The organism is Nocardioidaceae bacterium (assembly GCA_018672315.1).
Taxonomy (GTDB): Bacteria; Actinomycetota; Actinomycetes; order Propionibacteriales; family Nocardioidaceae; genus TYQ2.
Genome location: CP076053.1, coordinates 2,567,850 through 2,591,844, shown reverse-complemented (window position 1 = coordinate 2,591,844; position 23,995 = coordinate 2,567,850). Strand labels below are relative to the sequence as shown.

24 protein-coding genes are annotated in these 23,995 nt (G+C 73.1%); 11 read left to right on the top strand and 13 right to left on the bottom strand.

From position 1 onward, the window contains the following. Window position 1: 1 nt before the first annotated feature. The gene (locus tag KLP28_12540) at window positions 2-1,135 is read right to left on the bottom strand and encodes a hypothetical protein (GenBank protein ID QWC84396.1); all 1,134 of its coding nucleotides are present in this window, start codon (window positions 1,133-1,135) and stop codon (window positions 2-4) included. Window positions 1,136-1,185: 50 nt separating this feature from the next. Here KLP28_12540 and KLP28_12535 point away from each other — a divergent pair, with 50 nt between their 5' ends. The 4 genes from KLP28_12535 to tatB all read left to right on the top strand — a co-directional run bounded on the left by KLP28_12535 (window position 1,186) and on the right by tatB (window position 4,699). Then, window positions 1,186-2,535, top strand: a complete 1,350-nt coding sequence (locus KLP28_12535) for a CBS domain-containing protein (protein ID QWC84395.1) — start codon at window positions 1,186-1,188, stop codon at window positions 2,533-2,535. A gap of 148 nt (window positions 2,536-2,683) precedes the next feature. Then, window positions 2,684-3,127 carry a DUF1003 domain-containing protein gene (locus tag KLP28_12530; GenBank protein ID QWC86968.1) on the top strand — a complete coding sequence of 148 codons (444 nt, stop codon included), beginning with the start codon at window positions 2,684-2,686 and terminating at the stop codon, window positions 3,125-3,127. A gap of 17 nt (window positions 3,128-3,144) precedes the next feature. After that, window positions 3,145-4,296, top strand: a complete 1,152-nt coding sequence (locus KLP28_12525; protein ID QWC84394.1) for an Mrp/NBP35 family ATP-binding protein — start codon at window positions 3,145-3,147, stop codon at window positions 4,294-4,296. A 70-nt stretch (window positions 4,297-4,366) separates the two neighbouring features. Next, window positions 4,367-4,699 (top strand): Sec-independent protein translocase protein TatB, encoded by a 333-nt coding sequence (gene tatB, locus KLP28_12520; protein QWC84393.1) that lies wholly within the window; start codon window positions 4,367-4,369, stop codon window positions 4,697-4,699. A gap of 48 nt (window positions 4,700-4,747) precedes the next feature. On the opposite strand, the gene KLP28_12515 is transcribed toward tatB, so the two are convergent. Continuing rightward, window positions 4,748-5,314 carry a sigma-70 family RNA polymerase sigma factor gene (locus KLP28_12515; protein QWC84392.1) on the bottom strand — a complete coding sequence of 189 codons (567 nt, stop codon included), beginning with the start codon at window positions 5,312-5,314 and terminating at the stop codon, window positions 4,748-4,750. Window positions 5,315-5,463: 149 nt separating this feature from the next. On the opposite strand from KLP28_12515, the gene KLP28_12510 reads away from it, so the two are divergent. Continuing rightward, window positions 5,464-6,120: an O-methyltransferase gene (locus KLP28_12510; GenBank protein ID QWC86967.1), complete on the top strand. Its 657-nt coding sequence runs from the start codon at window positions 5,464-5,466 to the stop codon at window positions 6,118-6,120. A 15-nt stretch (window positions 6,121-6,135) separates the two neighbouring features. Here KLP28_12510 and KLP28_12505 read toward each other — a convergent pair whose 3' ends face one another. The 7 genes from KLP28_12505 to KLP28_12475 all read right to left on the bottom strand — a co-directional run bounded on the left by KLP28_12505 (window position 6,136) and on the right by KLP28_12475 (window position 12,183). Beyond that, the gene (locus KLP28_12505) at window positions 6,136-6,555 is read right to left on the bottom strand and encodes a VOC family protein (GenBank protein ID QWC84391.1); all 420 of its coding nucleotides are present in this window, start codon (window positions 6,553-6,555) and stop codon (window positions 6,136-6,138) included. A 102-nt stretch (window positions 6,556-6,657) separates the two neighbouring features. Further along, window positions 6,658-8,286: a leucyl aminopeptidase family protein gene (locus KLP28_12500; GenBank protein ID QWC84390.1), complete on the bottom strand. Its 1,629-nt coding sequence runs from the start codon at window positions 8,284-8,286 to the stop codon at window positions 6,658-6,660. A 100-nt stretch (window positions 8,287-8,386) separates the two neighbouring features. Then, entirely contained in the window at window positions 8,387-8,554 is a 168-nt protein-coding gene (locus KLP28_12495) for a DUF3117 domain-containing protein (protein QWC84389.1), read from the bottom strand. Between the two features lie 105 nt (window positions 8,555-8,659). Then, window positions 8,660-9,433 (bottom strand): DUF2817 domain-containing protein, encoded by a 774-nt coding sequence (locus KLP28_12490; protein ID QWC84388.1) that lies wholly within the window; start codon window positions 9,431-9,433, stop codon window positions 8,660-8,662. A gap of 161 nt (window positions 9,434-9,594) precedes the next feature. Beyond that, complete coding sequence (locus KLP28_12485) at window positions 9,595-10,371, bottom strand: TIGR00730 family Rossman fold protein (protein ID QWC84387.1); 777 nt, start codon at window positions 10,369-10,371, stop codon at window positions 9,595-9,597. Between the two features lie 35 nt (window positions 10,372-10,406). Beyond that, window positions 10,407-11,477, bottom strand: a complete 1,071-nt coding sequence (gene dapE, locus KLP28_12480) for a succinyl-diaminopimelate desuccinylase (GenBank protein ID QWC84386.1) — start codon at window positions 11,475-11,477, stop codon at window positions 10,407-10,409. A 1-nt stretch (window position 11,478) separates the two neighbouring features. Next, the gene (locus KLP28_12475) at window positions 11,479-12,183 is read right to left on the bottom strand and encodes a hypothetical protein (protein ID QWC84385.1); all 705 of its coding nucleotides are present in this window, start codon (window positions 12,181-12,183) and stop codon (window positions 11,479-11,481) included. Between the two features lie 67 nt (window positions 12,184-12,250). Between KLP28_12475 and dapD the strand changes: the two genes are divergently transcribed. Together dapD and KLP28_12465 are read left to right on the top strand one after the other, a co-directional pair. Continuing rightward, a complete protein-coding gene (gene dapD, locus KLP28_12470; GenBank protein QWC84384.1) occupies window positions 12,251-13,285 on the top strand; it encodes a 2,3,4,5-tetrahydropyridine-2,6-dicarboxylate N-succinyltransferase in 1,035 nt (344 codons plus the stop codon). Window positions 13,286-13,310: 25 nt separating this feature from the next. Beyond that, window positions 13,311-14,249: a hypothetical protein gene (locus tag KLP28_12465; GenBank protein QWC86966.1), complete on the top strand. Its 939-nt coding sequence runs from the start codon at window positions 13,311-13,313 to the stop codon at window positions 14,247-14,249. A 120-nt stretch (window positions 14,250-14,369) separates the two neighbouring features. Here the strand turns inward: KLP28_12465 and KLP28_12460 are convergent, their stop codons facing one another. Further along, on the bottom strand, window positions 14,370-15,983 hold the full coding sequence (locus tag KLP28_12460; protein QWC84383.1) for a hypothetical protein: 1,614 nt from the start codon (window positions 15,981-15,983) through the stop codon (window positions 14,370-14,372). A gap of 108 nt (window positions 15,984-16,091) precedes the next feature. Between KLP28_12460 and KLP28_12455 the strand changes: the two genes are divergently transcribed. Then, the gene (locus tag KLP28_12455) at window positions 16,092-16,664 is read left to right on the top strand and encodes a TetR/AcrR family transcriptional regulator (GenBank protein QWC84382.1); all 573 of its coding nucleotides are present in this window, start codon (window positions 16,092-16,094) and stop codon (window positions 16,662-16,664) included. A gap of 12 nt (window positions 16,665-16,676) precedes the next feature. On the opposite strand, the gene dapC is transcribed toward KLP28_12455, so the two are convergent. Continuing rightward, complete coding sequence (gene dapC / locus KLP28_12450) at window positions 16,677-17,825, bottom strand: succinyldiaminopimelate transaminase (GenBank protein ID QWC84381.1); 1,149 nt, start codon at window positions 17,823-17,825, stop codon at window positions 16,677-16,679. A gap of 7 nt (window positions 17,826-17,832) precedes the next feature. After that, window positions 17,833-18,156 carry a ferredoxin family protein gene (locus KLP28_12445; protein QWC84380.1) on the bottom strand — a complete coding sequence of 108 codons (324 nt, stop codon included), beginning with the start codon at window positions 18,154-18,156 and terminating at the stop codon, window positions 17,833-17,835. Window positions 18,157-18,260: 104 nt separating this feature from the next. Between KLP28_12445 and KLP28_12440 the strand changes: the two genes are divergently transcribed. The 3 genes from KLP28_12440 to KLP28_12430 all read left to right on the top strand — a co-directional run bounded on the left by KLP28_12440 (window position 18,261) and on the right by KLP28_12430 (window position 22,160). Beyond that, window positions 18,261-19,241 carry a GNAT family N-acetyltransferase gene (locus tag KLP28_12440; GenBank protein ID QWC84379.1) on the top strand — a complete coding sequence of 327 codons (981 nt, stop codon included), beginning with the start codon at window positions 18,261-18,263 and terminating at the stop codon, window positions 19,239-19,241. A gap of 180 nt (window positions 19,242-19,421) precedes the next feature. After that, entirely contained in the window at window positions 19,422-20,900 is a 1,479-nt protein-coding gene (locus KLP28_12435) for a flippase (GenBank protein QWC84378.1), read from the top strand. 39 nt (window positions 20,901-20,939) lie between these two features. Beyond that, window positions 20,940-22,160, top strand: coding sequence for a hypothetical protein (locus KLP28_12430; GenBank protein QWC84377.1), 1,221 nt, complete (start codon window positions 20,940-20,942; stop codon window positions 22,158-22,160). A 60-nt stretch (window positions 22,161-22,220) separates the two neighbouring features. Here the strand turns inward: KLP28_12430 and KLP28_12425 are convergent, their stop codons facing one another. Next, the gene (locus tag KLP28_12425) at window positions 22,221-23,966 is read right to left on the bottom strand and encodes a hypothetical protein (protein ID QWC84376.1); all 1,746 of its coding nucleotides are present in this window, start codon (window positions 23,964-23,966) and stop codon (window positions 22,221-22,223) included. Window positions 23,967-23,995 lie beyond the last annotated feature (29 nt).

Below are 23,995 nucleotides of genomic sequence, written 5' to 3'. Positions count from 1 at the left end.
CTCAGCTCCGGCCGCGGTAGCGGAGGACCTCGCGGCGTACGGCCTGAGCCACCCGCCGGGGCATGCGCGCACCGCGGTCGACGCCGGTGTCCTCGGCGGCTGCCGTCGCACCCTGCTCGATCTGCTGCTGTCGCTCGTGGGATCGGCGGGCGAGCAGCGTCACCGCCTCCAGCGCCTTGGCGAGCACCTGGGCCTCGCTGACCGGCTCGGGAGCCTGCTCGCGGCGCTCGACGACCTCGAGGTCGGCGAGGTCGCCGTGCACCGCGAAGCCCTGCTCGGCGATGAAGTCGCCGAGCCACCGCGACTCCTCGCGGCAGGCGTCGAAGTAGGCGCCCCAGGGGCTCGGCGCCTGCACCGTGGTGTCGCGGCTGAGCGCACCGCCCGAGCCGAGGAAGAGCTTGATCTCGGCCCGCTGGGTGAAGACGTCCATGCCCTCGTCCATGCCGTTGAGGCGGCGGACGAGCTCGGTGCCGACCGGGTCCAGGGAGGCGTTCATGCGCTCGGGCGGGTTCTTCGTGAGCACGGCCGGGTCCACCCCGACGACCTCGGCGAACCGTCCGGGTAGCACGTCCCGCGGCGTGCCCGAGGGCGGCACGGTGACGATGTGGATGCGGTCGGCCGGAAGCCGCTCGGACCAGACGCCGAAGGTGTGGCGTACGCGCTGCTTGGTGCGCAGCCACTCGCGGTCGGCGACGGCCTTCTCGGCGGCGTCGTAGAAGGTCAACGTGTTGCCGTTCTTGATGTCCTCCTGCCACCGGGAGTACTCCGCGGCGACGAGGTCACGCACGCTGATGACGACGTGCAGCTCACGGTCGAGGGCGGCGACGTCGGCCACGACGCGGTCGGCGGGGTCGCGGCGCAGCCGCGAGTAGCGCTCGTTGGAGAAGAAGGCCGGCCCGTCGGCGGCGCGGATCTGGGCGAGCACCTCCTCCCACTTGCCCTGGGGCACGGCGTCCTCGCGTGGCCCCTTGATCTCGTTGAGCTCGGAGGCCGCGCGGTGGTGCAGCAGGAAGGGTCCGGGCGTCGCCACGCCGGCCCGGCGGAGGGCGCGGCCGTTGGCCGCCAGCAGGCCCTGGAGCAGGCTCGTGCCGGTCTTCGGCATGCCGATGTGCATGTAGACGGGAGCCGCGCTCATGGTGGCGGACCCTACCGGCGTCCGCGCTCGCGACGAGTAGCCTCGCGGGTGTGAGCACCAGCCCCCACCGCGTCTTCGTCGCCCGGCTGGCCGGCCTGCCCGTCTTCGACCCCAACGGCGACCAGGTCGGCAAGGTCCGCGACGCCGTCGTCTTCCTCCGCCACGGCGTGCAGCAGCCGCGCGTCGTGGGACTGGTGGTCGAGGTCTTCGGCCGACGGTCGATCTTCGTGCCGATGACGCGGGTCACGGGACTGGAGTCCGGTCAGGTGCTCACCACGGGCCTGGTGAACATGCGGCGCTTCGCGCAGCGCTCGGCCGAGACGCTCGCCATCGGCCAGATGCTCGACCGCCACGTGAGCGTCCGGGACCCCGAGCGTGACAGCGACGAGCCGCCGATCACGGGCACCGTCTACGACCTCGGCATGGAGCAGGCCCGCAACCGCGACTGGGTGATCACCAAGGTGGCGCTGACCCAGGGGGCCAAGCGCTTCGGACGGCGTGGGCAGACCCACGTCGTGGACTGGCGCGACGTCGAGGGCTTCGAGACCCTGCAGCCCCAGCAGGGGGCGGAACGACTGGTGGCGAGCCTGTCGGAGATGAAGCCCGCCGACGCCGCCCAGGTGCTGCGCGAGCTGCCCGCCGACCGGCGCGGGCAGGTCGTCGCGGTGCTCGACGACGAGCTGCTGGCCGACCTGCTCGAGGAGCTCCCCGACGAGGACCAGGTCTCCATCGTCGGCAGTCTCGACTCCGAGCGCGCGGCCGACGTGCTCGAGGAGATGAGCGCCGACGACGCCGCCGATCTCATCGCCGACCTCCCGCCCGAGGTGGCCGCGACCCTGCTGGAGCTGATGGAGCCCGAGGACGCCGAGGACGTCAAGCGTCTGATGAGCTACGACGACCTCACCGCGGGCGGGATGATGACCCCGGAGCCGGTGATCCTGCCGCCCGACGCCACGGTCGCCGAGGCGCTCGCGCACGTGCGCAACCCCGACCTCACCCCCAGCCTCGGTGCCCTGGTCTACGTCTGCCGCTCGCCGTACGAGCCGCCCACCGGTCGCTACGTCGGACTCGCCCACATCCAGAAGCTGCTGCGCGAGCCACCGTCCACGCTCGTCGCGGGCTGCATCGACTCCGGCACCGACCCCATCCGCCCCGAGGCCGGGCTGGAGGAGGTCGCGGCGCACATGGCGGCGTACAACCTGGTGGCCTGCCCGGTCGTCGACGCCGACCAGCGGCTGCTCGGGGTGGTCACCGTCGACGACCTGCTCGACCACATGCTGCCCCGCAACTGGCGCGACCGGGGCGCGCCGGGCAACCGGCTGAGCGCGGCGGCGAGCCGGCGGCGCGCTGCGGCCTCCTCGTCGGTGCCCGACCTCGCGGGTGGACCGAGCCGTGGCTGAGCGCGAGTCGCGGCTCGCGCGCACCCGGCTCGGCGGCGGCGACGGCAAGGCCAAGCTCGACACCCCGCGCGACGTCTCGCGCCGGCTGCCGCGTCCCACGTTCGACCCGGACTCCTTCGGCACCTTCGCCGAGCGCTTCGCGCGCTTCATGGGCACGGCGACGTTCCTGCTCTACATGACCGCGCTGGTCGCCGCGTGGCTGCTGTGGAACACGCTGGCGCCCGAGCCGCTGCGGTTCGACCCGTACGCGTTCATCTTCCTGACCCTGGTGCTGAGCCTGCAGGCCTCCTACGCCGCGCCGCTGATCCTGCTGGCCCAGAACCGCCAGGAGCAGCGCGATCGCGTGCAGGCCGAGCAGGACCGGCAGGCCGACGCGCGCGCCCACGCCGACATGGAGTTCCTCGCCCGCGAGGTCGCCTCGCTGCGCATGGCGCTCGGGGAGGTCGCCACCCGCGACTACATGCGCTCGGAGATGCGGTCGCTGCTCTCCGACCTCGAGGAGCGGCTGCCGACCCCGTCCCAGGACGAGGGGGGCGCCTCGACGACGAGTGACGCGGACGACGCCGCTCCCGGCTCGGACGGGTCACGCTGAACCCGTAGCCTGGAGGCATGTCCTCCCCCGTGATCGACCAGGTGAACGCCGCACTGGCCACCGTCAACGACCCCGAGATCCGTCGCCCCATCACCGAGCTCGGCATGGTCGACTCCGTGGAGGTCGACGCCGACGGCGTCGCCGCCATCACGGTGCTGCTGACCGTCTCCGGCTGTCCGCTGAAGGACACCATCACCCGCGACACCACCGAGGCCGTCGGCAAGGTGCCCGGCATCAGCCGGGTGGAGGTCACGCTCGGGGTGATGACCCCCGAGCAGCGCGAGGAGCTCAAGACCGTCCTCAACGGCGGCGTGCAGGAGCGCGAGGTGCCCTTCGGCAAGCCGGGCAACCTCACCCGCACCATCGCGATCGCCTCGGGCAAGGGCGGCGTGGGCAAGTCCTCGGTGACGGTCAATCTCGCGGTCGCGATGGCCAAGCAGGGCCTCAAGGTCGGCATCGTCGACGCCGACATCTACGGCCACTCCATCCCCGCGATGCTGGGTGTGGCGGACACGCGGCCCACGCAGGTCGACGACCTCATCATGCCGGTGCCGACCGAGCTCGGCCCCTCGGTGATCAGCATCGGCATGCTCAAGCCGCGCCGCGACCAGGTCGTCGCCTGGCGTGGCCCGATGCTCGACCGTGCGCTGAAGCAGATGCTCGCCGACGTCTACTGGGGCGACCTCGACGTGCTGCTCCTCGACCTGCCCCCGGGCACCGGCGACATCGCGATCAGCCTCGGGCAGCACCTGCCGAGCTCCGAGGTGGTCGTGGTGACGACCCCGCAGGAGGCCGCCGCCGAGGTCGCCGAGCGCGCCGGCACGATGGCCTCGATGATGCACCAGCGCGTCATCGGCGTCGTGGAGAACATGTCCTACCTGCCGTGCCCGCACTGCGGCCCCGAGCACCCGATCGAGGTCTTCGGCTCCGGCGGTGGCGACCGCGTGGCGGCCACGCTGGCCGAGCGCTTCGGCTACGACGTGCCCGTGTTGGCGAGGGTGCCGCTCGAGCTCGAGCTGCGAGCCGGTGGCGACCGCGGCAAGCCGGTCGTCGTGGCCGACCCCGACTCGCCGGCCGCGCGCGTGCTGACCCAGACCGCCTCGGGGCTCGCCGGCCGCGGTCGCGGCCTGGCCGGCATGCAGCTCGGTCTCACGCCGACCGCCCGTTGATCGCCCGCTCATGAGCCACCTGGTCGCCCACGTGATCGCGCCACGCGGGCTCCGGGAGTAGGTTCACCTCGTGCTGGGAGTCGGGTTCAGCGAGTTCGTGGTGCTGCTCGTGGTGGGGCTCGTCGTCTTCGGGCCCGACCGGCTGCCGGAGTTCGCGCGCACGGCGGGGCGCACGCTGCGCCGGGTCAAGGAGTTCTCCGACAGCGCCCGTGACGAGCTCCGCAACGAGCTGGGCCCCGACTTCGCGGACTTCGAGTTCGAGGACCTCGACCCCCGCAAGGTCGTGCGCAAGCAGCTCAGCGGCGCCTGGGAGGGCGTCGACCGCGACACCGAGGCGCTGCCGCGCGGTATGCGGCCGCTCAAGGCGGGGCAGCGGCCGCCGTACGACGACGAGGCGACCTGAGCCCCACGAGCACGCGACCGGGTTCCCGGCGCCGCGCTCGGGGATCGATCAGGTCAGGCCCGGCATCGGCATCGCGAGCGGGGCCGCCCACCGTCGCCGCGTCGGCGTGCGACGGTGCGCCAGCGCGTCGCGCAACTGACCACGGGCGCGGTGCAGGCGCGTACGCACCGTGCCGACGCGCACCCCGAGCGTCTCCGCCGCCTCGTCGTGGCTGACGCCCTCGATGTCGCAGAGCACCACCGCGGCCCGGAACGGGGGGCTCAGTGCGTGCAGAGCCGCGAGCACGTCCGCTTCCAGGGTGCGCTCGTGCAGCGGCAGGTCGGCGGCGCCGGCCGGTTCCTCGACGCGGTCGGCCCGGTCGGGCAGCAGCGCGTCGAAGCGGATGCGGGCGCGGCGCCGGGCGCCGTCGAGGAAGAGATTGGTGGCGATGCGTCGCAGCCACGCGGCCTCGGCGCCCTCGTGCTCGGGGGCGAAGCGGTCCCAGGCGGTGAAGGCCCGCACGAAGGTGTCCTGCGTGAGGTCTGCCGCCTCCTCCCGGTCACCGGTCAGGCGCAGCGCCACCCGGTGCACCGTGTCGGCGTGTCGACGCACCAGCGCGTCCCAGTCCGGCTCCATGCACCCGACGCTAGGGCCCGCAGGTGAGACCACCCTGAGAGAGGGCTGTCGAGAGCCGATGAGCCTCTGGGGAGCGGGCGCGTCCTGGCGGTAGAGTCCGCGCCGAGGACTCCCTGCGCGGCAGGGACCGTCGCCCCGACACCCCGCCGATCGAGGAGCCCGCCATCTCCGGTCTCAAGCCCGCCAGCCAGAGCTACGCCGAGGACTTCGTCGGCGAGGACGAGGTGCTGGCCAAGGCGCGGGCGCGGGCTGCCGAGGTCGGGTGCTCGCCGGTCTCCACCGGCACCGGCGCCGCGCTGCGCATGCTCGCCTCGCTCGTCGAGGCCCGCACCGTCGTGGAGATCGGCACCGGCACCGGGGTCTCCGGCACCTGGCTGCTGCGCGGCATGCGCCCCGACGGGGTGCTCACGACCATCGACACCGAGGTCGAGCACCAGCGGCTCGCGAAGCTCACCTTCGGCGAGGCCGGCTTCGGCAGCGGGCGGGCGCGCACCATCCCCGGCGACGCGTTGCAGGTGGTCCCGCGGCTGACCGACGCGGCGTACGACCTGGTCTTCGTCGACGGCGACAAGCGGGAGTACCCCGACTACCTCGACGAGGCCCTCCGACTGCTGCGTCCCGGTGGCGTCGTGGTCTTCGACAACGCGCTGTGGCACGACAAGGTGGCCGACCCCGCGCAGCGTGACGAGGAGACCGTCGCCGTGCGCGAGCTCGGCAAGGAGGTCCGCTCCTCCGAGGACCTCCTCACCGTCCTGCTGCCGGTCGGCGACGGACTGCTGGTCGCGAAGAAGCGCGAGCAGAGCTGATCCGAGGACCGACGCTCATCCCGTCGCGGTGTCGTCCGCGACGTTGAACATCCAGTCGACGCCGAAGCGGTCCTTGACCTGCCCGTAGAGGTCACCCCAGGGCGCCTTCTCCAGCGGCACGTCGACGGTGCCGCCCTCGGCGAGAGCGTCCCACCAGCCCCGCAGCGTCGTCGTGTCGCTGCCGGCGAGCGCCATCGACCCGTTGGCGTGGGCCTCCCCCATCGACTCGGGCGTGTCGCTGACGAACACGTGCACGCCCGGCGCGCTGAGCGAGGCGTGCATGATCAGGTCGTGCTGGTCCTCGGGCAGCCCCATGCCCCCCATGTCGGCGAACGTCATCACCTCGACCTCGCCGCCGAAGGTCGCGTGGTACAGCTCCAGGGCGGCGCGCGCGTCGCCGGAGAACATCAGGTAGGGAACGAGCTCGGCGCTCATGGGCACTCCTCGGGTCCGTGACCTGGCCCTCGGACGGGGCCGCTCGGGTCATGGTCGTACGGACCGGCGCGTCGCGCCAGAGTCATCGGTCCCGGTCAGGGCTCAGCGAGCCAGGGCCCGCAGCCAGCCGAAGCGCCCCGCGTCCCTGCCTCCGTCGCGGCCGCGTACGCCCGCGACGGGCTCCGCGGAGCCCAGCCAGTGCAGCAGCACCCGTGACCCGAAGCCCGTGGCCCCGAGGCTCCACTCGCCCACGTCGACCGGGGAGTCGCCGACCGAGGCGACGTCGAGGTGCGCCCACGGGAGACCCCCGGTGAAGTGCCGCAGGAACAGCGCCGCGGTGATGGCGCCGGCGCCGCCGGGGGCGTTGTCGGCGTCGGCGACCTCGGAGTCGAGCAGGGGCTCGTAGTCCTCGATCAGCGGCATCCGCCACAGCGGCTCGCCGCCGGCCGCACCGGCGTCGAGGAGGTGGCCGGCGAGCGCGTCGTCGGTGGCGAACAGGCCACCGGTGCGCAGTCCCAGGGCGAGCTTCACCGCACCGGTCAGGGTGGCGACGTCGACGAGCACGGTCGGCTCGAGCTCGGCCGCGGCGTAGGCCAGCGCGTCCGCCATGACCAGGCGACCCTCGGCGTCGGTGTTGGTGACCTCGCTGGTGCGCCCGCCGTGGTGACGCAGCACGTCGCCCGGGCGGATCGAGCTCTCCCCGACGGCGTTCTCCGCGGCAGCGATGAGCCCGGTCACGCGGACGGGGCAGCCGACCTCGGCGAGAGCACCCATCGTCGCCAGCACCACGCCGCCACCGGTCATGTCGCGCTTCATCGTGCTCATGCCGTCGGAGGACTTGATCGACAGGCCACCGGTGTCGAAGGTGATGCCCTTGCCGACCAGCACCACGTGCGGGGTCGAACGCGTCGCCCCGGGCGGGTCGTACGCCAACCTCACCAGCCGCGGCGGGGTCGCCGACCCCTGGCCGACGCCGACGATGCCGCCGAAGCCCTGCGCGGCGAGCGCGTGCTCGTCGTACACCTCGATCTCGAGGCCGCTGGACTCCGCGACCCGCTCGGCCTGAGCGGCCAACCAGGCGGGGTTCTTGATGTTGCTGGGCACCAGCGCGAGGGTGCGGGAGAGCCAGGCGGCGCCCGCGACGGCACAGGCGCGGGTGAGCGCTGCACCGCGGTCCTCGGCGTCGGGCACGGCGGCCAGCACCACCTGTGCCACCGGGGTGTGCGGCGCCTTGCCGGACTTCATGTGGAAGACGAAGGAGCCGAGCACCAGCCCCTCGACCAGGGCACCGAGCAGCGCGTCGTCGCAGCCGGCCGCGAGCGTGGTGACCACGCTGCCGCAGTCCCGCGTACGCCGCGCCAGGGCCGCCCCAGCACGCCGCAGGTCCGTGGACGTCTCGGCGCCGACCCCGACGAGCAGGAGCCGCGTGAGGCCGGGGTGGCCGAGGGCGGTCAGGTCGCCCAGGGCCACCGCGGGCACCTCGGCGACCTGGCCGGCGGCGCCGGCGCACCCGGCGTGCTCGAGCCAGGCGAAGAGATCGACGCCCGCGTCGTCGAGACGGTCCAGCAACTGCTCGGCGCCGGGACCGATGAGCGGGGCCTCCGGGGTACTGCCCGACGTGTCGGGCCGCGGTGCGACGGCGAGCGCGATGATCTCGGCCTCTGCGACCTCGTGCGGGTCGAGCGCGCTCAACGCGATCGTGGGCGGTTCGACCTGGTGCGGCATGAGCATGGCTGCGACCCTACTCAAGCCGCGGACGGGCCCTGCCGGACGAGTCCGGACGTGCGACGGGGGCCGACCCCTGCTGGGTCGGCCCCCGTCGTCAGGAGCGTCAGGACAGTACGCCCTCGAGCGCGGTGCGCAGGTCGCCCGCCTCGTCGGCGTTCAGCTCGACCACGAGTCGTCCGCCACCCTCGAGCGGGACGCGCATGACCAGGCCGCGACCCTCCTTGGTGACCTCGAGCGGACCGTCACCGGTCCGCGGCTTCATGGCCGCCATGCCTGTACCTCTTTTCAGGTGGGTCGTGTGCGCCGCAAGTCGCGGACGCGCCCACCATTATCCCACTTCGGCGTGCCCTCGTGAAGTTGTGGGCGTCCGAGCGGGTCAGCGCCGCGCACCGATCGCCTCGAGGACGCCGGCGACGCCACGGCGTACGCCCGCCCTGGTCAGCCCGCGACCGTACTCCACGGTCAGGGCCGTGCCGTCGCGTCGGGCGTTGAACCACTGCGTCAAGGTGCCGTGGCAGCCGCCGCGGCAGTCGAAGGACCGCAGCGGCAGACCCAGTGCGGTCGCGACCCGTCGGGTGAAGGCGGGGCGCTTCTGCTCGTAGGTGTCCACACCGAGCAGCGGCTGGTGGTAGCTGAGGACCCGATCGGGGTCGACGCGGGCCAGGAAGCGCGCCAGCGCGCGGGTCTCGGGCTCCGACGCCGCCCGATGACCCGGGTACTTCTCGTCGCGGGCCCCGGGAGCCCAGCTCTCCCGGAAGTTGCGGTTGAGGTCGACGCCGCGGGCGTTCTGGCGCGTGCGGGCGGCCAGACCGTCGGGGTTGGCGACCGGCACGACCCACAGGTCCACACCCGAGACCTCCGGTCCCTGTCGCAGCCGCCGGAGGATGCGGCGGGGCGCCGGCTCGTCGCCGTGCAGCGTCGCGACGAGCACCACGGTGCGTCGAGCGCCCGCGTCGCCGACGCGCCACGCGTGGATCGGACGGTCCTGGACGCTGCGGCCGATCTCGACCCGTCCGGCGTCGGGCAGCCGGTCGGCCGACCTCTGGGACAGCGGCGCGACGGCTGTGCTTCCCGGAACCCCCGGACCGGTCGCGGTGAGCAGCAGCGCACCCGCGGCCGCGGCGAGAGCACGGGAGGAGGGGCGGGTCACCCGCGCATCATCCCGCGTGCGCCCCCGCCCGTGGGCCTCATCGCCGCGGCGGCTGCAAGCGGTCGCCGCCGCCTCGGGCCACCCAGACGCCAACGGCGACCACGACGAGGGCCAGCAGGGCGAAGAAGAGCTCCACGGGAAACCTGACCTCCGCCCTGGTCTCAGTCCTGACGCCGGCCGGCGACCATGTGCTCGATGGCCTCGTCGACGCTGTCGGTGACATGGATCAGGTCGAGGTCCGCGGCGTTGATCGCCCCGGCGGCGAGCATGGTGTCGCGCAGCCAGTCCACGAGGCCTCCCCAGTAGTCCGTACCGAGCAGCACGATCGGGAAGGAGGTGACCTTGCCGGTCTGGGTGAGGGTGAGCGCCTCGAAGAGCTCGTCGAGGGTGCCGAAGCCGCCGGGGAGCACGACGAAGCCCTGGGTGTACTTCACGAACATCGTCTTGCGGGCGAAGAAGTAGCGGAAGTTGATGCCGAGGTCGACCCAGTCGTTGAGGCCCTGTTCGTGGGGCAGCTCGATGCCGAGCCCGACGCTCACGCCGTCGGCGCCGCACGCGCCCTTGTTGGCGGCCTCCATGGCTCCGGGGCCGCCGCCGGTGACGACGGCGAAGCCGGCCTCGGCCAGCCGGCGACCGAGCTCGACGCCCTGGGCGTACGCGGGGTGGTCGGTGCCGGTGCGCGCCGAGCCGAAGACCGCGATCGCGGGACCGAGCTCGGCGAGAGCGCCGAAGCCCTCGACGAACTCGGACTGGATCCGCAGCACCCGCCACGGGTCGGTGTGGACCCAGTCGCTGTCCTGGTGGGAGTCCAGGAGGTGCTGGTCGGTGGTGGTGCCCTGTCGCTGCTTGCGGCGGTACTGCACCGGTCCGCGGCTGTGGACGCGGTCGTCCCGCTGCTCCTCGGTGGGGCTGTCGGCCTGCGTGGTGGGTTCCGGCACGCCGAGATCCTGTCAGACGCCGCGCGGTGTGGCCGTCACCCCTCGAGCCACGTACGCAGCCGCTGCTCGACGTGGCGCAGCTGTGCCAGCGGCACGTGCTCGTCCTGCTTGTGGGCCAGCAGCGGGTCACCGGGGCCGTAGTTCACCGCCGGCACGCCCAGACCGGTGAAGCGGGAGACGTCGGTCCACCCGAACTTCGGGCCCACGTCGCCGCCGACCGCCTCGATGAACGCCGCCGCGGCCGGGCGGGTCAGGCCCGGCAGCGCACCGGGGGCCAGGTCGGTGCACACCACGTCGTACGCCGCGAACAGCTCGTGCACGTGCGCGAGCGCCTCCTCGGTCGACCGGTCGGGGGCGAAGCGGTAGTTCACCGTGACCGTGCAGGAGTCCGGCACGACGTTGCCGGCGACCCCGCCGGAGACCCGGACGGCGTTGAGGCCCTCGCGGTACTCCAGCCCGTCGATGACCGGGCGGCGCGGCTCGTACGCGGCCAGCAGCGCAAGGATCGGCGCTGCGGCGTGGATGGCGTTGGCCCCCATCCACGAGCGGGCCGAGTGGGCGCGCTCACCGGCGGTCGTGACCTCGACGCGCAGGGTGCCCTGGCACCCGGCCTCGACGCGCGCGTCGGAGGGCTCCATGAGGATCGCGAAGTCGCCGACGAGCAGCTCCGGGGCGGTCTCGGCGAGGCGTCGCAGGCCGTTGCGCTCTTCCTCGACCTCCTCGGCCTCGTAGAACACGTACGTCACGTCGCGCACCGGCTCCGGCACGGTCGCGGCCATGCGCAGCGCGACCGCGACGCCGCCCTTCATGTCGCAGGACCCGAGGCCGTGCAGCAGCCCGGCGGCCTCGTCCAGCCGCGAGGGGAAGTTGTCGTGAGCCGGCACCGTGTCGAGGTGCCCGGCGATCACCACGCGCTCGGCCCGGCCGAGGTCCGTGCGCGCGACGACGTTGTGCCCCAGGCGGGTGACCTCGAGGTGCGGCAGAGCGCGCAACGCGGCCTCGACGGCGTCGGCGAGCTCGGCCTCCTGGCCGGACTCGGAGAAGACGTCGACCAGCGCGGCCGTGAGCGAGACGACGTCGGTGGTCAGGTCGAGTGCGGCCCCCACGTCAGTGGGACTCGAGGTGGACGCCGAAGTGGTGGCCGTCGGGGTCGGCGAGCACGTGGGTGCCGGACTCGGCGCGCGCCTCGGTGGCCCCGTGGGCGAGCAGGGCGTCGACGTCGCCGTACACGTCGAAGCGGAGCCGCCCCTTGGCCGCGGCCAGCTCGGGCACCTTCACGAAGTCGATGGTCACCTGCTCGACGGGGTGGACGCCCGCCAGTGTCCAGTGGTCCTCGTGGTCCAGCGGCTCGACGCCGAAGACCTCGCCCCACCAGCGGGCCGCGCGCTCGGGGTCCGTGCTGTCGACGACCACGGCGTGGAGGCGGTACCGCGGGGCGGGCTCCCGGACGAAGGCGCAGAACTCCCCGCCCTCGGGGTCGCGCATCACCGTCCACGGCAGCCCCTCGGGCATCTCGCCGGACTCGTGCGGGCTGGCGCCCAGCTCGAGCAACGACTCCACGGAGTCGGTGAAGATGTCGAGGTGCACGTGGTTGCGGGTCGCGGGGTGCTCACCGATCGGGAGCATCCGGATGCCCAGCGGTGTCACCTCACCCGGCGGCACCTGCACGTCGGGCGCCCCGTCGACCATGTTGTCGCTCAGCACCCCGTCGCCGAGGGCCGCCGCCCAGAAGCTGCCGAGTGTCGTCTCGTCGATGGCCGTGTCCATCACGAGGTTCTTCCAGCGGGCCATACCTTCGCCTGTCGAGCTCATGGACGACGAGACTAGGGCAAGGAAGCGCCCCGGTCAGGGCCCTCTCGGCCCTCCGTAGGCTGGGCCCGTGACCGCACAGACCTCCTCGACCGATCCCGCGACCGCACGTCCGGCGCCCGCCACCTCCGCCTGGGGCCACGGTGTGGCCACCGTCGTCGCCGACGGCACCAGCGCGGACGGCACCGTCCTCGACGTCTGGTTCCCCGCCCCGGCCCTGGGTCCCGCGCCGGCCGACACCGTGGCCGACGCGACGGCCCCGGCGGAGCTGACCGCCCTGGTCGAGGACCCCCGCGTGAGCGCGCTGGCCGAGCTGCGGGGCGTACGCCGCGAGGTCGTCACCGTCACCGACGACGACCTGGCCGCCGCCCCCGAGCTCACCACCCAGGCCTGGCTGCGGCTGCACCTGCTCAGCCACCGGCTCGTGGCGCCGCACGGCACGTCGATGGAAGGTCTGTTCGGCCTGCTGTCCAACGTCGTGTGGACCAACCTCGGGCCGTGCGCCGTGCCGGGCTTCGAGATGACGCGGCTGCGGCTCGTGGCTGCGGGGCACCACGTCACCGTCTACGGCGTGGACAAGTTCCCGCGCATGGTCGACTACGTCGTGCCCTCGGGCGTACGCGTCGCCGACGCCGACCGCGTACGCCTCGGGGCCTACCTGGCCGAGGGCACCACGGTGATGCACGAGGGGTTCTGCAACTTCAACGCCGGCACCCTGGGGTCCTCGATGATCGAGGGACGCATCAGCGCCGGAGTCGTCGTCGGCGACGGGTCCGACGTCGGTGGCGGGGCCTCGATCATGGGCACGCTGTCCGGTGGCGGCAAGCAGGTGATCTCCATCGGCGAGCGGTGCCTGCTGGGCGCCAACGCCGGCATCGGCATCTCGCTGGGCGACGACTGCGCGGTCGAGGCCGGCTGCTACGTCACGGCCGGCACGAAGGTGCTGCTCGTCGGGACCGACCGCGACGGCGAGACCGTGAAGGCCGCCGAGCTCTCCGGCGTCCCGGGGCTGCTGTTCCGCCGCAACTCCTCGACCGGCGCGGTCGAGGCCGTCGCCCGGCAGGGCACCGGTGTGGAGCTGAACGCCGCGCTCCACGCGAACTGACCACCCCGTGCGGACCCTCGTCGGGCTGGTCGTCGCAGCCGTGGTCTTCGCCGGGATCGGTCTGTCGATCTTCTACGGCGTGGGCCCCCTGCCCGACCCCGCCCGCTGCGAGGCCACGGTGGGCGGCCGCACCGTCGAGCTCGACACCGAGCAGGCCGAGAACGTCGCCCTGATCGCCGCGATCGGGGTCGAGCGGGACCTGCCGGCGCGGGCCGTGACGATCGCCATCGCCACGGCGCGCCAGGAGAGCAAGTGGCGCAACCTCGACTACGGCGACCGCGACTCCCTGGGGATGTTCCAGCAGCGTCCGTCGCAGGGGTGGGGCACCGAGGCGCAGGTGCAGCGGCCCCGCTACGCGATCAACGCCTTCTACGACGCGCTCGAGCAGGTGCCGGGCTACACCGACCTCGAGATCACGGTCGCCGCGCAGGAGGTGCAGCGCTCGGCGTTCCCCGACGCGTACGGCCAGCACGAGGAGGACTCCCGGGTGCTGGCCTCGGCGCTGACCGGCTACTCCCCCGCCCGCTTCAGCTGCACCGTGCGGCGCGCCTTCGAGGAGGACCTCTCCGACCGTCTCAACCCGGCCGGGCTGACCCCGGCGGCGGCACGCGTACGCCGTGACGTGACCCGCACCTTCGGTGAGCTGCCGCTCGGCGGCTTCGCGCCCGGCGGGGTGTCGACGGGACACATCCCGGGCTCGGCCCACTACGAGGGTCGTGCGGTCGACATCTTCTTCCGGCCCGTCGGCGACGAGGCGCTGAACCGGGAGGGCTGGGCGGTCGCGCAGTACCTCGTCGCTCACGCCGAGCGGCTGAAGGTCGAGACGGTCATCTTCGACGAGCGCATCTGGACCGCCGCGCGCTCGGGCTCGGGGTGGCGCGACTACGAGGTGTCGAGCTTACGGCCCGGGGACCGCGACATCCTGCTGCACCGCGACCACGTGCACGTCGACGTCGTCGACTGATCGCGCCGTCCGTACGCGCATGTAACCCCATGTTGTGGTCGCTCCGCGCGGCCCCGGGGCCGCGCGGAGCCGCCACAACATGGGGTTACATGCCCCGGGGGCGGGGAGTGAGCTGCCGCGTCAGATGACGCGTCCCACGTCGCGCTTCACGATGCGGTCCATGGCACGCTCGGCGACGGCCGCGATGGTCAGCGAGGGGTTGCACGCCCCCGTGGAGCCGGGGATCAGGGCGCCGTCGAGCACGTACAGCCCGCGCATGCCGTTGACCCGGCCGTCGAGGTCGCAGGCCTCCCCCATCACCGCTCCGCCGAGACCGTGCCAGGTGGTGTTGACCGCGGCGTTGGTGTCGAGCACGGTGCCGCCGCTGATGCGGAGCACGCGCTCGTGGATCGCCCCGAAGGACCGCAGGTCGTTGAGCGGGTTCCACAGCAGGCGCGCCTCGTCGCCCAGCGGGTCGTAGACCCAGCGGCCACGGTCGGGGCTGACCCCGAAGCCGACGAGGATGGTGGCGTTGAGTCGTTGCAGCTCCAGGGGCAGGGGTGGCAGCGAGGCCTGGATGACGGTGTTGGCGGTGCGGGCGTCCTTCCAGTCCTTGGAGTCGTAGATGACCGGGCCGCCCTGGAAGCGCCCGAAGTCCTCGGTCAGCGACTCCCACACGTAGATGCGGTCGCCGTTGCTGCCCCAGCCCTCGCCGATCTCGTCCGGCAGGCCACGGATGGCACCCAACGCCTTGGCGCGGGTGAGCATCTTGGTCGTGCCCATCGACCCGGCGCCCATGACCAGCGTGGGCGTACGGATGACCTTGCGGGCCAGCACGCGCCCGCGCCGGTCGGTCTTGTGCACGTGCACGAGGTAGCGGCCGCGCCGGTCCTGCTCGATGTCGACGACCTCGTGCTGGGCCCACACGGTGGTGCGCCCCGTACGCATCGCCTTGGCGATGTAGGTCTTGTCGACGCTGAACTTGCCGCCGTTGTTGACCCCGAGGCCGGTGTCGCCCGTGGTGTACGCCGGCTTCATCTCCCCGCGCAGCTCGGCGAGCGAGAAGTCCCAGTCGATGGGCATCGGGGTCTTCTCGACCCGGTAGCCGGCCTCACGCGCGCGGCGCCGGAAGGCGCGAGGCGCCTTGTAGTTCTCACTGGCGATGAGCTCGTCGGGCGCGGTCTGGATGTGCAGCACCCGGCCGGCGCGACGGTAGTGGCGCCGGTTCATCTCGGTGTAGTCGACACCGGCCGGGAAGATGCTCTCGAAGACCTCACGGTTCGGCTGCAGGCTCATGCCCTGGTAGATCAGCGAGCCGCCGCCGACACCGGCGGCGCACAACGCGGTCATGCCGGTGCCGACGTGGGCGTCGATGAGCCCGACGTACGGGTTGAGGCTCGCGGCGCTGAAGTCGCCGAAGAGGGCGGTCGGGAACGGCTGGGTGAGGTCGGAGCCCCGCCACAGCGCACGCTCGTCGAGGGTCTTGATCGTCGGGAAGGTGTCGGAGTTCGGCGCCGGGCGCCACCAGCGTCCGCGCTCGAGCACGAGGTTGTCGACCCCGGCCTGCGCCAGCCGGAGCGCGACGACGCCGCCGCCGAAGCCGGAGCCGATGATGACGGCGCGACGCTCGAGCCGGCGTACGGGTGTACGGGTCGCTGCGGCCGCCGGGGTCGCGGCGCCGGCGACCCCGGAGAGGGCCACGGCAGCACCGGTGGCGGCAGATGTTCCGAGGAACGAGCGACGGTCGAGCGTCATACGGACTCCTTGAAAGTGGACAACTGTCACACTTCTACGATGCGCGAGCGCTTACGGTCACGCGTTCCGCGACAGATGTCACATTTCGAGACGACCTATCCTGCCGCCATGAGGGACGCGCAGACCGGTCGCGCCGACTCACGGCACAACCGCGAGCACATCCTCGACACCGCCGCCGCGGTCTGGGAGAGCGAGCGCGACCTCACGATGCACGGTCTCGCCGAGCGGTCCGGACTCGCGCGGCAGACGGTCTACCGTCACTTCGCCGACCGCGACGCGGTGATCGACGCGCTGATCACCCGCGAGGCCGCCACCTTCGTGCCCGAGCTCCTCGAGGGCATGGCCGAGCTCGACCGACGCCCTCTCGCCGAGAGCGTCGTGGCGTTTGCGACCGCAGTGGTCGACCGCGCTCGCGCGCGGCACGCGTTGATCTCCCTGGTCTCCGAGCGCCTCGCGAACGTCGCACGCGACGCCGTCAGCGACGAACCCCTCGCGCGCCTCCTGGCCGACCTGCGGGCCTCGGGCCACCACGACTCCCCCGTGCCCGACGCGTGGCTGGCCGCAGCCATCAGGGCCCTGTGCCTCACCGCCGCCCTCGACGACGGACCGCGCGAGGGGGTCGTGCACGGCCTGTCGACCTCGCTGCTGCAGCTGCTCGGCCTGGAGCGACCGAGGCCCTGACCGGCGGCTCCCTCAGGCGCGGAGGCGTTCGGCGGCGGCGGCGACGCGCTCGTCGGTGGCGGTGAAGGCGATGCGTACGTGCTCGGCGCCCGCCTCGCCGTAGAACGACCCCGGGGCCACGAGGATGCCCTGCTCGGCGAGGTCGCGCACCGTGGTCCAGCAGTCCTCGCCGCGGGTCGCCCACAGGTAGAGCGCTCCCTCGGAGTGGTCGAGGCCGAAGCCGGCGCCGGTGAAGGCGTCGCGCAGCTGGGCGCGGCGTGCCGCGTACACCTCGCGCTGCTCGGCGACGTGCAGGTCGTCGCCCAGCGCCGCGACCATCGCCCGCTGCTGCGGCTCGGGGAGCTGCAGTCCGAGGTTCTTGCGGACCGCGAGCAGCTCGCCGACCACCCGGGGGTCGCCCGCGACGAACGCACACCGGTAGCCGGCGAGGTTGGACCGTTTCGACAGCGAGTGCACCGCCAGCACGCCCTCGAGGGACCCGCCACAGACGTCGGGGTGCAGCACCGAGACCGGCTCGGCGTCCCAGCCGAGCTCGACGTAGCACTCGTCGGAGACCAGCAGCACCCCGTGGGCGCGGCACCAGGTGAGCACCTCGCGCAGCGTGGCGGCGTCGAGGACCCGTCCGGTCGGGTTCGCGGGGCTGTTGAGCCACAGCAGGCGCGGCGGTCCATCGGGCAGCTGCTCCAGGCGCGTACGCCCCTGCTCGGTCGTCGCGTCGACCGCGACGGCGTCGCAGCCGGCGAGCACCGCCCCGACCTCGTACGTCGGGTAGGCCAGGGCTGGATAGGCGACCGTGTCGCCGGCCCCCAGCCCGAGGTGGCCGGCGAGCGAGGCGATGAGCTCCTTGGACCCGATCACCGGGATGACCGCGTCGAGGCCGACCTCGGTCACTCCGAGCGTGCGGCCCATCCAGTCGATGGCAGCCTGACGCGTCTCGGCGTTGCCGACGGTGACCGGGTAGCCGGGAGTGTCCGCGGACGCCCGGAGCGCCCCCTGCACGATCTGCGGGGTCGGGTCGACCGGCGTGCCGACCGAGAGGTCGACGATGCCGTCGGGGTGCGCCCGGGCGCGCTCGGCGTACGCCGTGAGGTGGTCCCAGGGGAAGTCGGGCAGACGCCCGGAGACCGTCTTCTCGACGCCCGGGAGCGCGCGGGCGCTCACCGGGAGGTCAGTCCTGGTTCTGCGGAGGCAGGGCCGCGATGATCGGGTGGTCCTTGTCGATCTCACCCATCTTCGCCGCGCCGCCGGGCGAGCCGAGGTCGTCGAAGAACTTCACGTTGGCCTCGTAGTACTCCGCCCACTCGCCGGGGGTGTCGTCCTCGTAGTAGATGGCCTCGACCGGGCAGACCGGCTCGCAGGCACCGCAGTCGACGCACTCGTCGGGGTGGATGTAGAGCATCCGCTTGCCCTCGTAGATGCAGTCGACGGGGCACTCGTCGACACAGGCGCGGTCCTTGACGTCGACACAGGGCTGGGCGATGACGTAGGTCACCGGGTCCTCCTCGCTGGGCTGGCTGAGCCCTCGGAGTCCTCAGAGGGCTCGAAGGCGTGCGGCACGGCAGCTGCCGCTCCTGGGGCTGAGCCTAGTATCCGTGCGTGCTCGCCCACGGTCTCGGTCCCCACATCGTGGGACAGCGCGTCGTGCTCCGCCGCCTGGTGCCCGGCGAGGTCGGACCCACTGGAGGGCCGGCTTTCACCGACGTGCTGGGGGTCCTGGAGGCCTGGGACGAGCAGGCAGCGGTCGTACGCAGCGAGAGCGGAGTCGCGCATCGGGTGCCCGTCGCGCTGGTGGTCTCCGGCAAGCCGGTGCCGCCCCGCCCCTCGACGCGCCTGCGGCTCGACGCGGTCGCGCTGCAGCACGCCGCGGCACGGTCGTTCCCGGCGCGTACGCGTGAGCCGCTGGGCGCGTGGCTGCTGCGCGACGACGAGGACGAGGACCCCCACACCCGCGACCGGCGTCGCGTCGCCCGGCGCACGTCCGCTCTCGCCGTCGGCGATCCCGGGATCCCCCTCGGGGACGCGGTCGCCGAGGTCGAGCGGTGGTACGCGGCCCGCGGGCGACACCCCTGGGCGAGCGTGGTCGAGGACTCCCCCGCCGCGGTCGCCTTCGCGGACGCCGGCTGGACGCCGGCGCGGCGCGAGTCCCCGACCGAGACGTGGGTGGGGTCGGTCTCGCGGGCCCTGCGCCTGCTGCGCGCGGCGTCGCCCCCGCGGCCGTCGACCGAGGTCGCCCTCGCCCGCACCGTGGACCCCGTCGACGAAGCCGTGCGCGGCTGGTCCGCCGAGGTCGCGGCGCCCGAAGGGTCCGCCTACCCCTCGCTCGCGTCGGGCCGGGTCGTCGTGGACCCCGCGGGCCCCGAGACCGTCGGTCTGCTCGGTCTCACCACGACCACGCGAGCCCGACGTCAGGGGCTCTCGCGCGCCGTGCTGGTCTCGCTGCTCGACGCGGTCGCCGAGTCCGGCGCCCGCACCCTGTGGCTGCACGTGCTCGGTGACAGCGACGCCGCCCGCAGCCTGTACGCCTCGGCCGGTCTCGTGTGCCACCACCGCGCGATCTACCTCACCTCGCCCGCCTGATCCGGGCGTGGGCGGGGCTGTCACACGATGTGTCGACCGCGGGGAATCGCCGGATGCTCCTTGTCGACCTCACGCAGAGGGCATCATTGCCGGAGCGGTGTCCGGGCACCGTGCGTGCCCGTCCCCAGACCGTGACGGGCTCCTTGGTCCGCATCGCCTCGTGAAGGGTTCGTCATCGTCGTGAGTGAGCGCGCCGAGGTCGGTGAGACGACCCGGCGTACGGCCGTGAACGTGGTGGTGCGTGCCTTCGCCGAGGTGCTCGGCAAGATCGCGACCCTCGCGTGGACCGTCGTCGTGGCACGCGTGGTCAGCCAGGACGACTTCGGCGCGATCAGCTACGCCCTCGCGGTCATGCTCATCGTCTCCGCGCTGCCGCAGTGGGGCTTCGACGAGAACGTCGTGCGCCGCGGTGCGGCCGACCCCCGTGACCTGCCCCGCGCGTACGCCGCGGCGACGGTGTGGAAGACGGCCGTCGCGGTGCCGATCTTCGCCCTGACCGCGGTGGCGCTCTCCTTCACCCGGCCCACGACCGAGAGCTGGATCTGCGTCCTGCTCTTCCTGCTCGCGGGCTTCCCGGAGCTGTGGAGCAAGACCGCCCGGTCGGTGTCGGTGGCCCTCGAGAGGCCTGCGAGCACGTCGGCTGCGCTGGTCGGTCAGCGCATCGTCACCGCCGTCGGCGTGCTGCTCGGCGCCCTGCTCGGCTACGGCATCGTCGGGGTCGGGGCCGGATTCCTCGCCGGCACGGTGCTGGGGTGGCTGGCCCACGTGGTCGCGGTGCGTCGCCTGGGGGTGCGCTCGGACTTCGGCTCGCTGGACCGCTCGGACCTGCACGTCGCGGCACGCCAGACGGCGATGCTCGGTCTCTCCGCACTGGTCCTGATGCTGCTGTTCCGTCTCGACGCGGTGCTGCTGGAGGTCTTCAAGGGCGACGGTGCGGTCGGTGTCTACTCCGTGGCCTACCGACTGCTCGAGACCACGCTCTTCGTCGCCTTCGCCATCAACCAGGCGATCTTCCCCGTGGTCAGCAGGTCACCGGAGAAGTGGAAGTGGAGCTACGCGTTCCGCCACGCCATGGCCATCGGCGGCTTCGTGTACCTGCCCTTCATCGCGGTGGCGGTCTTCGAGGGACAGGGACTGATCGACCTGCTCTTTGGCGCCAAGTACGCCGAGCGCGGCGCCGAGATCCTCTTCTGGCTGGCGCCCGCGGCACTGTTCTACGCCGTCGCGTTCTTCTGCAACGCACTGCTGGTCGCGGCGTACGACGGACGCGCCCTGTTCATCAGCTCGGTCGCGGCCACGGTGACCAACGTCGCGCTCAACCTCGCCCTCATCCCGCCCTTCGGCGGTGTGGGCGCCGGCGTCGCGACGGTGATCGCGTACGTCGTGCAGGCCGGCGTCTCGGTGTACGCCCTGCGTCGCGCCGGGGTGGAGCTGCCGTTGGTGCGGCCCCTGATCGTGCCCGCGGCCGCCTCGGTGGCGCTGGTGGGGGTGCTGTGGGCGCTGAGCCTGCCCGTGCTCGCGGAGCTGCTGGTCGGCGGTCCGGTCTACGTCGTGGTCTGGGCGGTGCTCGCCCGCTTCTTCGCGCCCGAGCAGCTCGACGTGGTGCGGTCCCTGCTGACACGGCGCGAGCCTCCGGGCGTGAGCAGCGCAACGCCGTGAGATGACCACACGGTCGTTGCACCTGGCTACGGTCGAGGGATGACTCGACCGTGGCCCGGCCGTCGCACGGCGGACGCCGGCCGCTACGTCCGGCTCACCAGCCCGCGCACCGCGGTGCTCGACACCCGGTGGCCGGGCCCTGCCGACTTCCACGCGACGCAGCTGCGGCGGGCGCTGAACCACGGGATGCCCGCCGCGGCCACGCGAGCGCCCCGCCTGCGCGCGCGGGTGTCGCGGTCGCCGCTGCCGACCGATCTCGCAGCCGCCGTATTGCGACGCCTGCCGACCTCGACCGACGAGGAGCTCGACGCGCTACGCCGGGACCTGGTCGACGCCTGGGCGGACTTCAGCGTCAAGGGGCTGCCGGGGCGCCGCGCGCCGTCGCTGGAGGAGGCGTCGCTGCTCGCGGTCTCGCGCAGTGGCGGCCGGACGGTCTTCGTCTTCCGGCAGGACGACCTGCACCCGAGCCTCGTGCTGACCTCGGCCCGGTCCTCGGGACGGCGCGCCGAGGCGGACGCGCAGGAGCGCGCGGCGTCCCTGGGCATCGCCCCGCGGCAGCTGGGGCGGTTGGGCTCCTGGCTGGTGCAGGAGGGTCTGGCCGGGCTGCCGCTGTGGATCGACGGGGACCGCGACGGCCTCACCTGGCCCGCGACCACCGTGGCGACGATCGAGGACCTGCACGACAAGCTCCGGCTGCTCGCCCTCGGCACCGCGCGGCCCGGCAACCCCGCGGCGGCGCTCGACGCGGTGTTCGACCCGCTGGGCACGATGCCGCTCGAGGCGCGCACCGTACGCCGTCTGGAGGCGGTGCGCCGCGACCTGAAGGCCCTGGACGTGCAGGTGCTCGAGCACCGCGACGTCTCCGCGCAGAACGTCACCGTGGACTGCGACGGGCCCGGCCCCGGACGGGTCACGGGGCTGGTGGACTGGGAGTACGCCCGTGACGACGGGATCGTCGGCTTCGACCACCTGCTCGCGGCCGTGTCGCTGACCGAGCACGCCCAGGGTCGCTACCGGTGGTCGGACGAGGCGTCGTACGAGCTGCTGCGCGACGGGTGGGACGACGCCCCGATCTACGCCGTCGCCCGCGCGGCGCTGCGGCGGACGCTGCGGGAGACGATCGGGTCCGACGCGCTCGCCGGGCAGATCGAGGTCGCGGTGATGGTCAGCCGACTGACGGCGGCGACGCGCAGGTCCTTGGCTCCGACGGTCGCGCAGCGCTGCCTGATCAGCTCGCTGGAGCTGGTGCTCGACCGCTGAGGTCGGGCCTGCTGCTCGGGCCTGCTGCTCGGGTCTGCTGCTCGGGTCTGCTGCTCGGGTCTAGCGCCGGCCGGCCACCTGCACCGCGACCGGCAGGTTGTCGTCGACACGGGCGCCGTCGCAGGAGAACCCCGTGGGGGGCCGCTGCCAGCACACCATCCTGTAGCTGGTGGCGGTGGCGAGCACCAGCACGCGGTCGACGTTGCTGCGCACGAACCCGATGCGCGCGGTGCCGGAGCCCCGCTTGTCGACCTTGACGGGACGGACGACGCGCTTGCCGTTGCTGCGCACCTGCACCAGCTTCACGCGTACGCCCCGGGCCCTCGCCGGCGTCTTGACCGCGACGACGAGGCGACGCATGCCGCTGGTGGCGTCCCGGGTCGGCACGACCAGGGACTGCGACCCGGTCTGACGCACCACGAGACGCTGGACCTGGCTGACCGGCGCCTGCCGGCTCAGTCCGATGCGCTGACCGGCCGACGCCGGCCGCCACAGCTTGCTCTCGCCGCCCTCCTCGAAGGTGCGCTTGGCGAACCTCAGGTCGACCGCGTAGCGGGGGAGCTGCGCCGCGAGCGTCGTGCCCCGGGCGCGCAGCGCGGTGTCGATGGCCTGCAGACCCCACTTGTCGGGTCCGGCGACCGAGTCGGCCTGACGCCAGGCCTGCAGCACGATCGAGGGGCCGAAGCGCTCGCTGAGCCAGCGCATGAACACCCAGTTGCCGTAGCGGCCGAGCGGGTCGTCGATCGGCAGGTTCGGGAAGGCGAGCTGGGACTCGTCGAGGTAGTTGCGGTTGCCGTTGGCGCGGTCGTAGAGCTCGTCCTCGATCCAGGTGGCCGTGGACTCCATGAACCACAGGTCCTCGACGGCGTCGTAGGCGAACTGCACGGCGTGGAAGAACTCGTGGGCGATGGTCTCGCGCAGGCTCTTGCGCGGCGGCGCCTTGAACTGGCGCGCGGAGAAGTCGTTGTCGACGACGCAGTAGCCGGCACCGGCGTAGTCGTACCCGGCCTTGGACTCCCAGGCGCAGTAGCCGAACAGCGGGAACGGGCGCAGCGAGCCGAGGTCGGCGAGGTAGACGTCGAAACGGCCGCGGGCGTCGGGGTCGGCGACGTCCACGTCGTCGACGAGCGGCGGACGGTAGCCCATCGCCACGGTGCGCTTGCGGACGTTCTCGAAGGTGCGGAGCGTCAGCTGCACCTGGTCTGGGACGCCGTCGCCGTCGGTGTCGGCCCGCGGCGGGGTGTCGTCGCGACCACGGGCAGGCGCTTCGTCGACCCAGTGCACGCACACCTGCGGCCCGCACGAGGTCTTCAGCTCCGCGCCCGCCAGGTAGGAGATGTAGTCGCCCTGGTACGAGCTCGTCGGTCGCGCCAGGATGCGTCGTGCCTCGCGCCTGTCGGCGGGCCCGAGGTCGTCGAGCTGCATGCCGAGGTCGCGCAGGGCGAGGGAGAGGTGCGCCTCGGGCTCCGCTGCCTCCGCGAGGCGACCCGGTGGGAGCGTCCCCGGGTCGGCCGGCGTCCCACCCGTCGCGGCGGGCTCGCCCTGCCCGGACAGGATCGCCTGGACTTCCTCCAGGGTCTCCTCCGCCTGCTCCGAGCGCTGCTCCTGCCCCATCTCCGCACCCGGTTCGGCGGGGCGGTCCGGCGTCCCGGCCGGTGTCCCGGCCGGCGTCCCGGTCGGCGCCGGTGCCGGCTCCTCGGCCTGGGCGGTGACCGCGAGGCCCTGGACGGTCAGCGCCGCCACGAAGGTCAGGGCCGGGACGGCCCGGGCGAGCAGACGGGGACGACGGTCACGGGTGGCTCGCACCAGCCAAGCGTAGGGCTCGCTGGGACAGT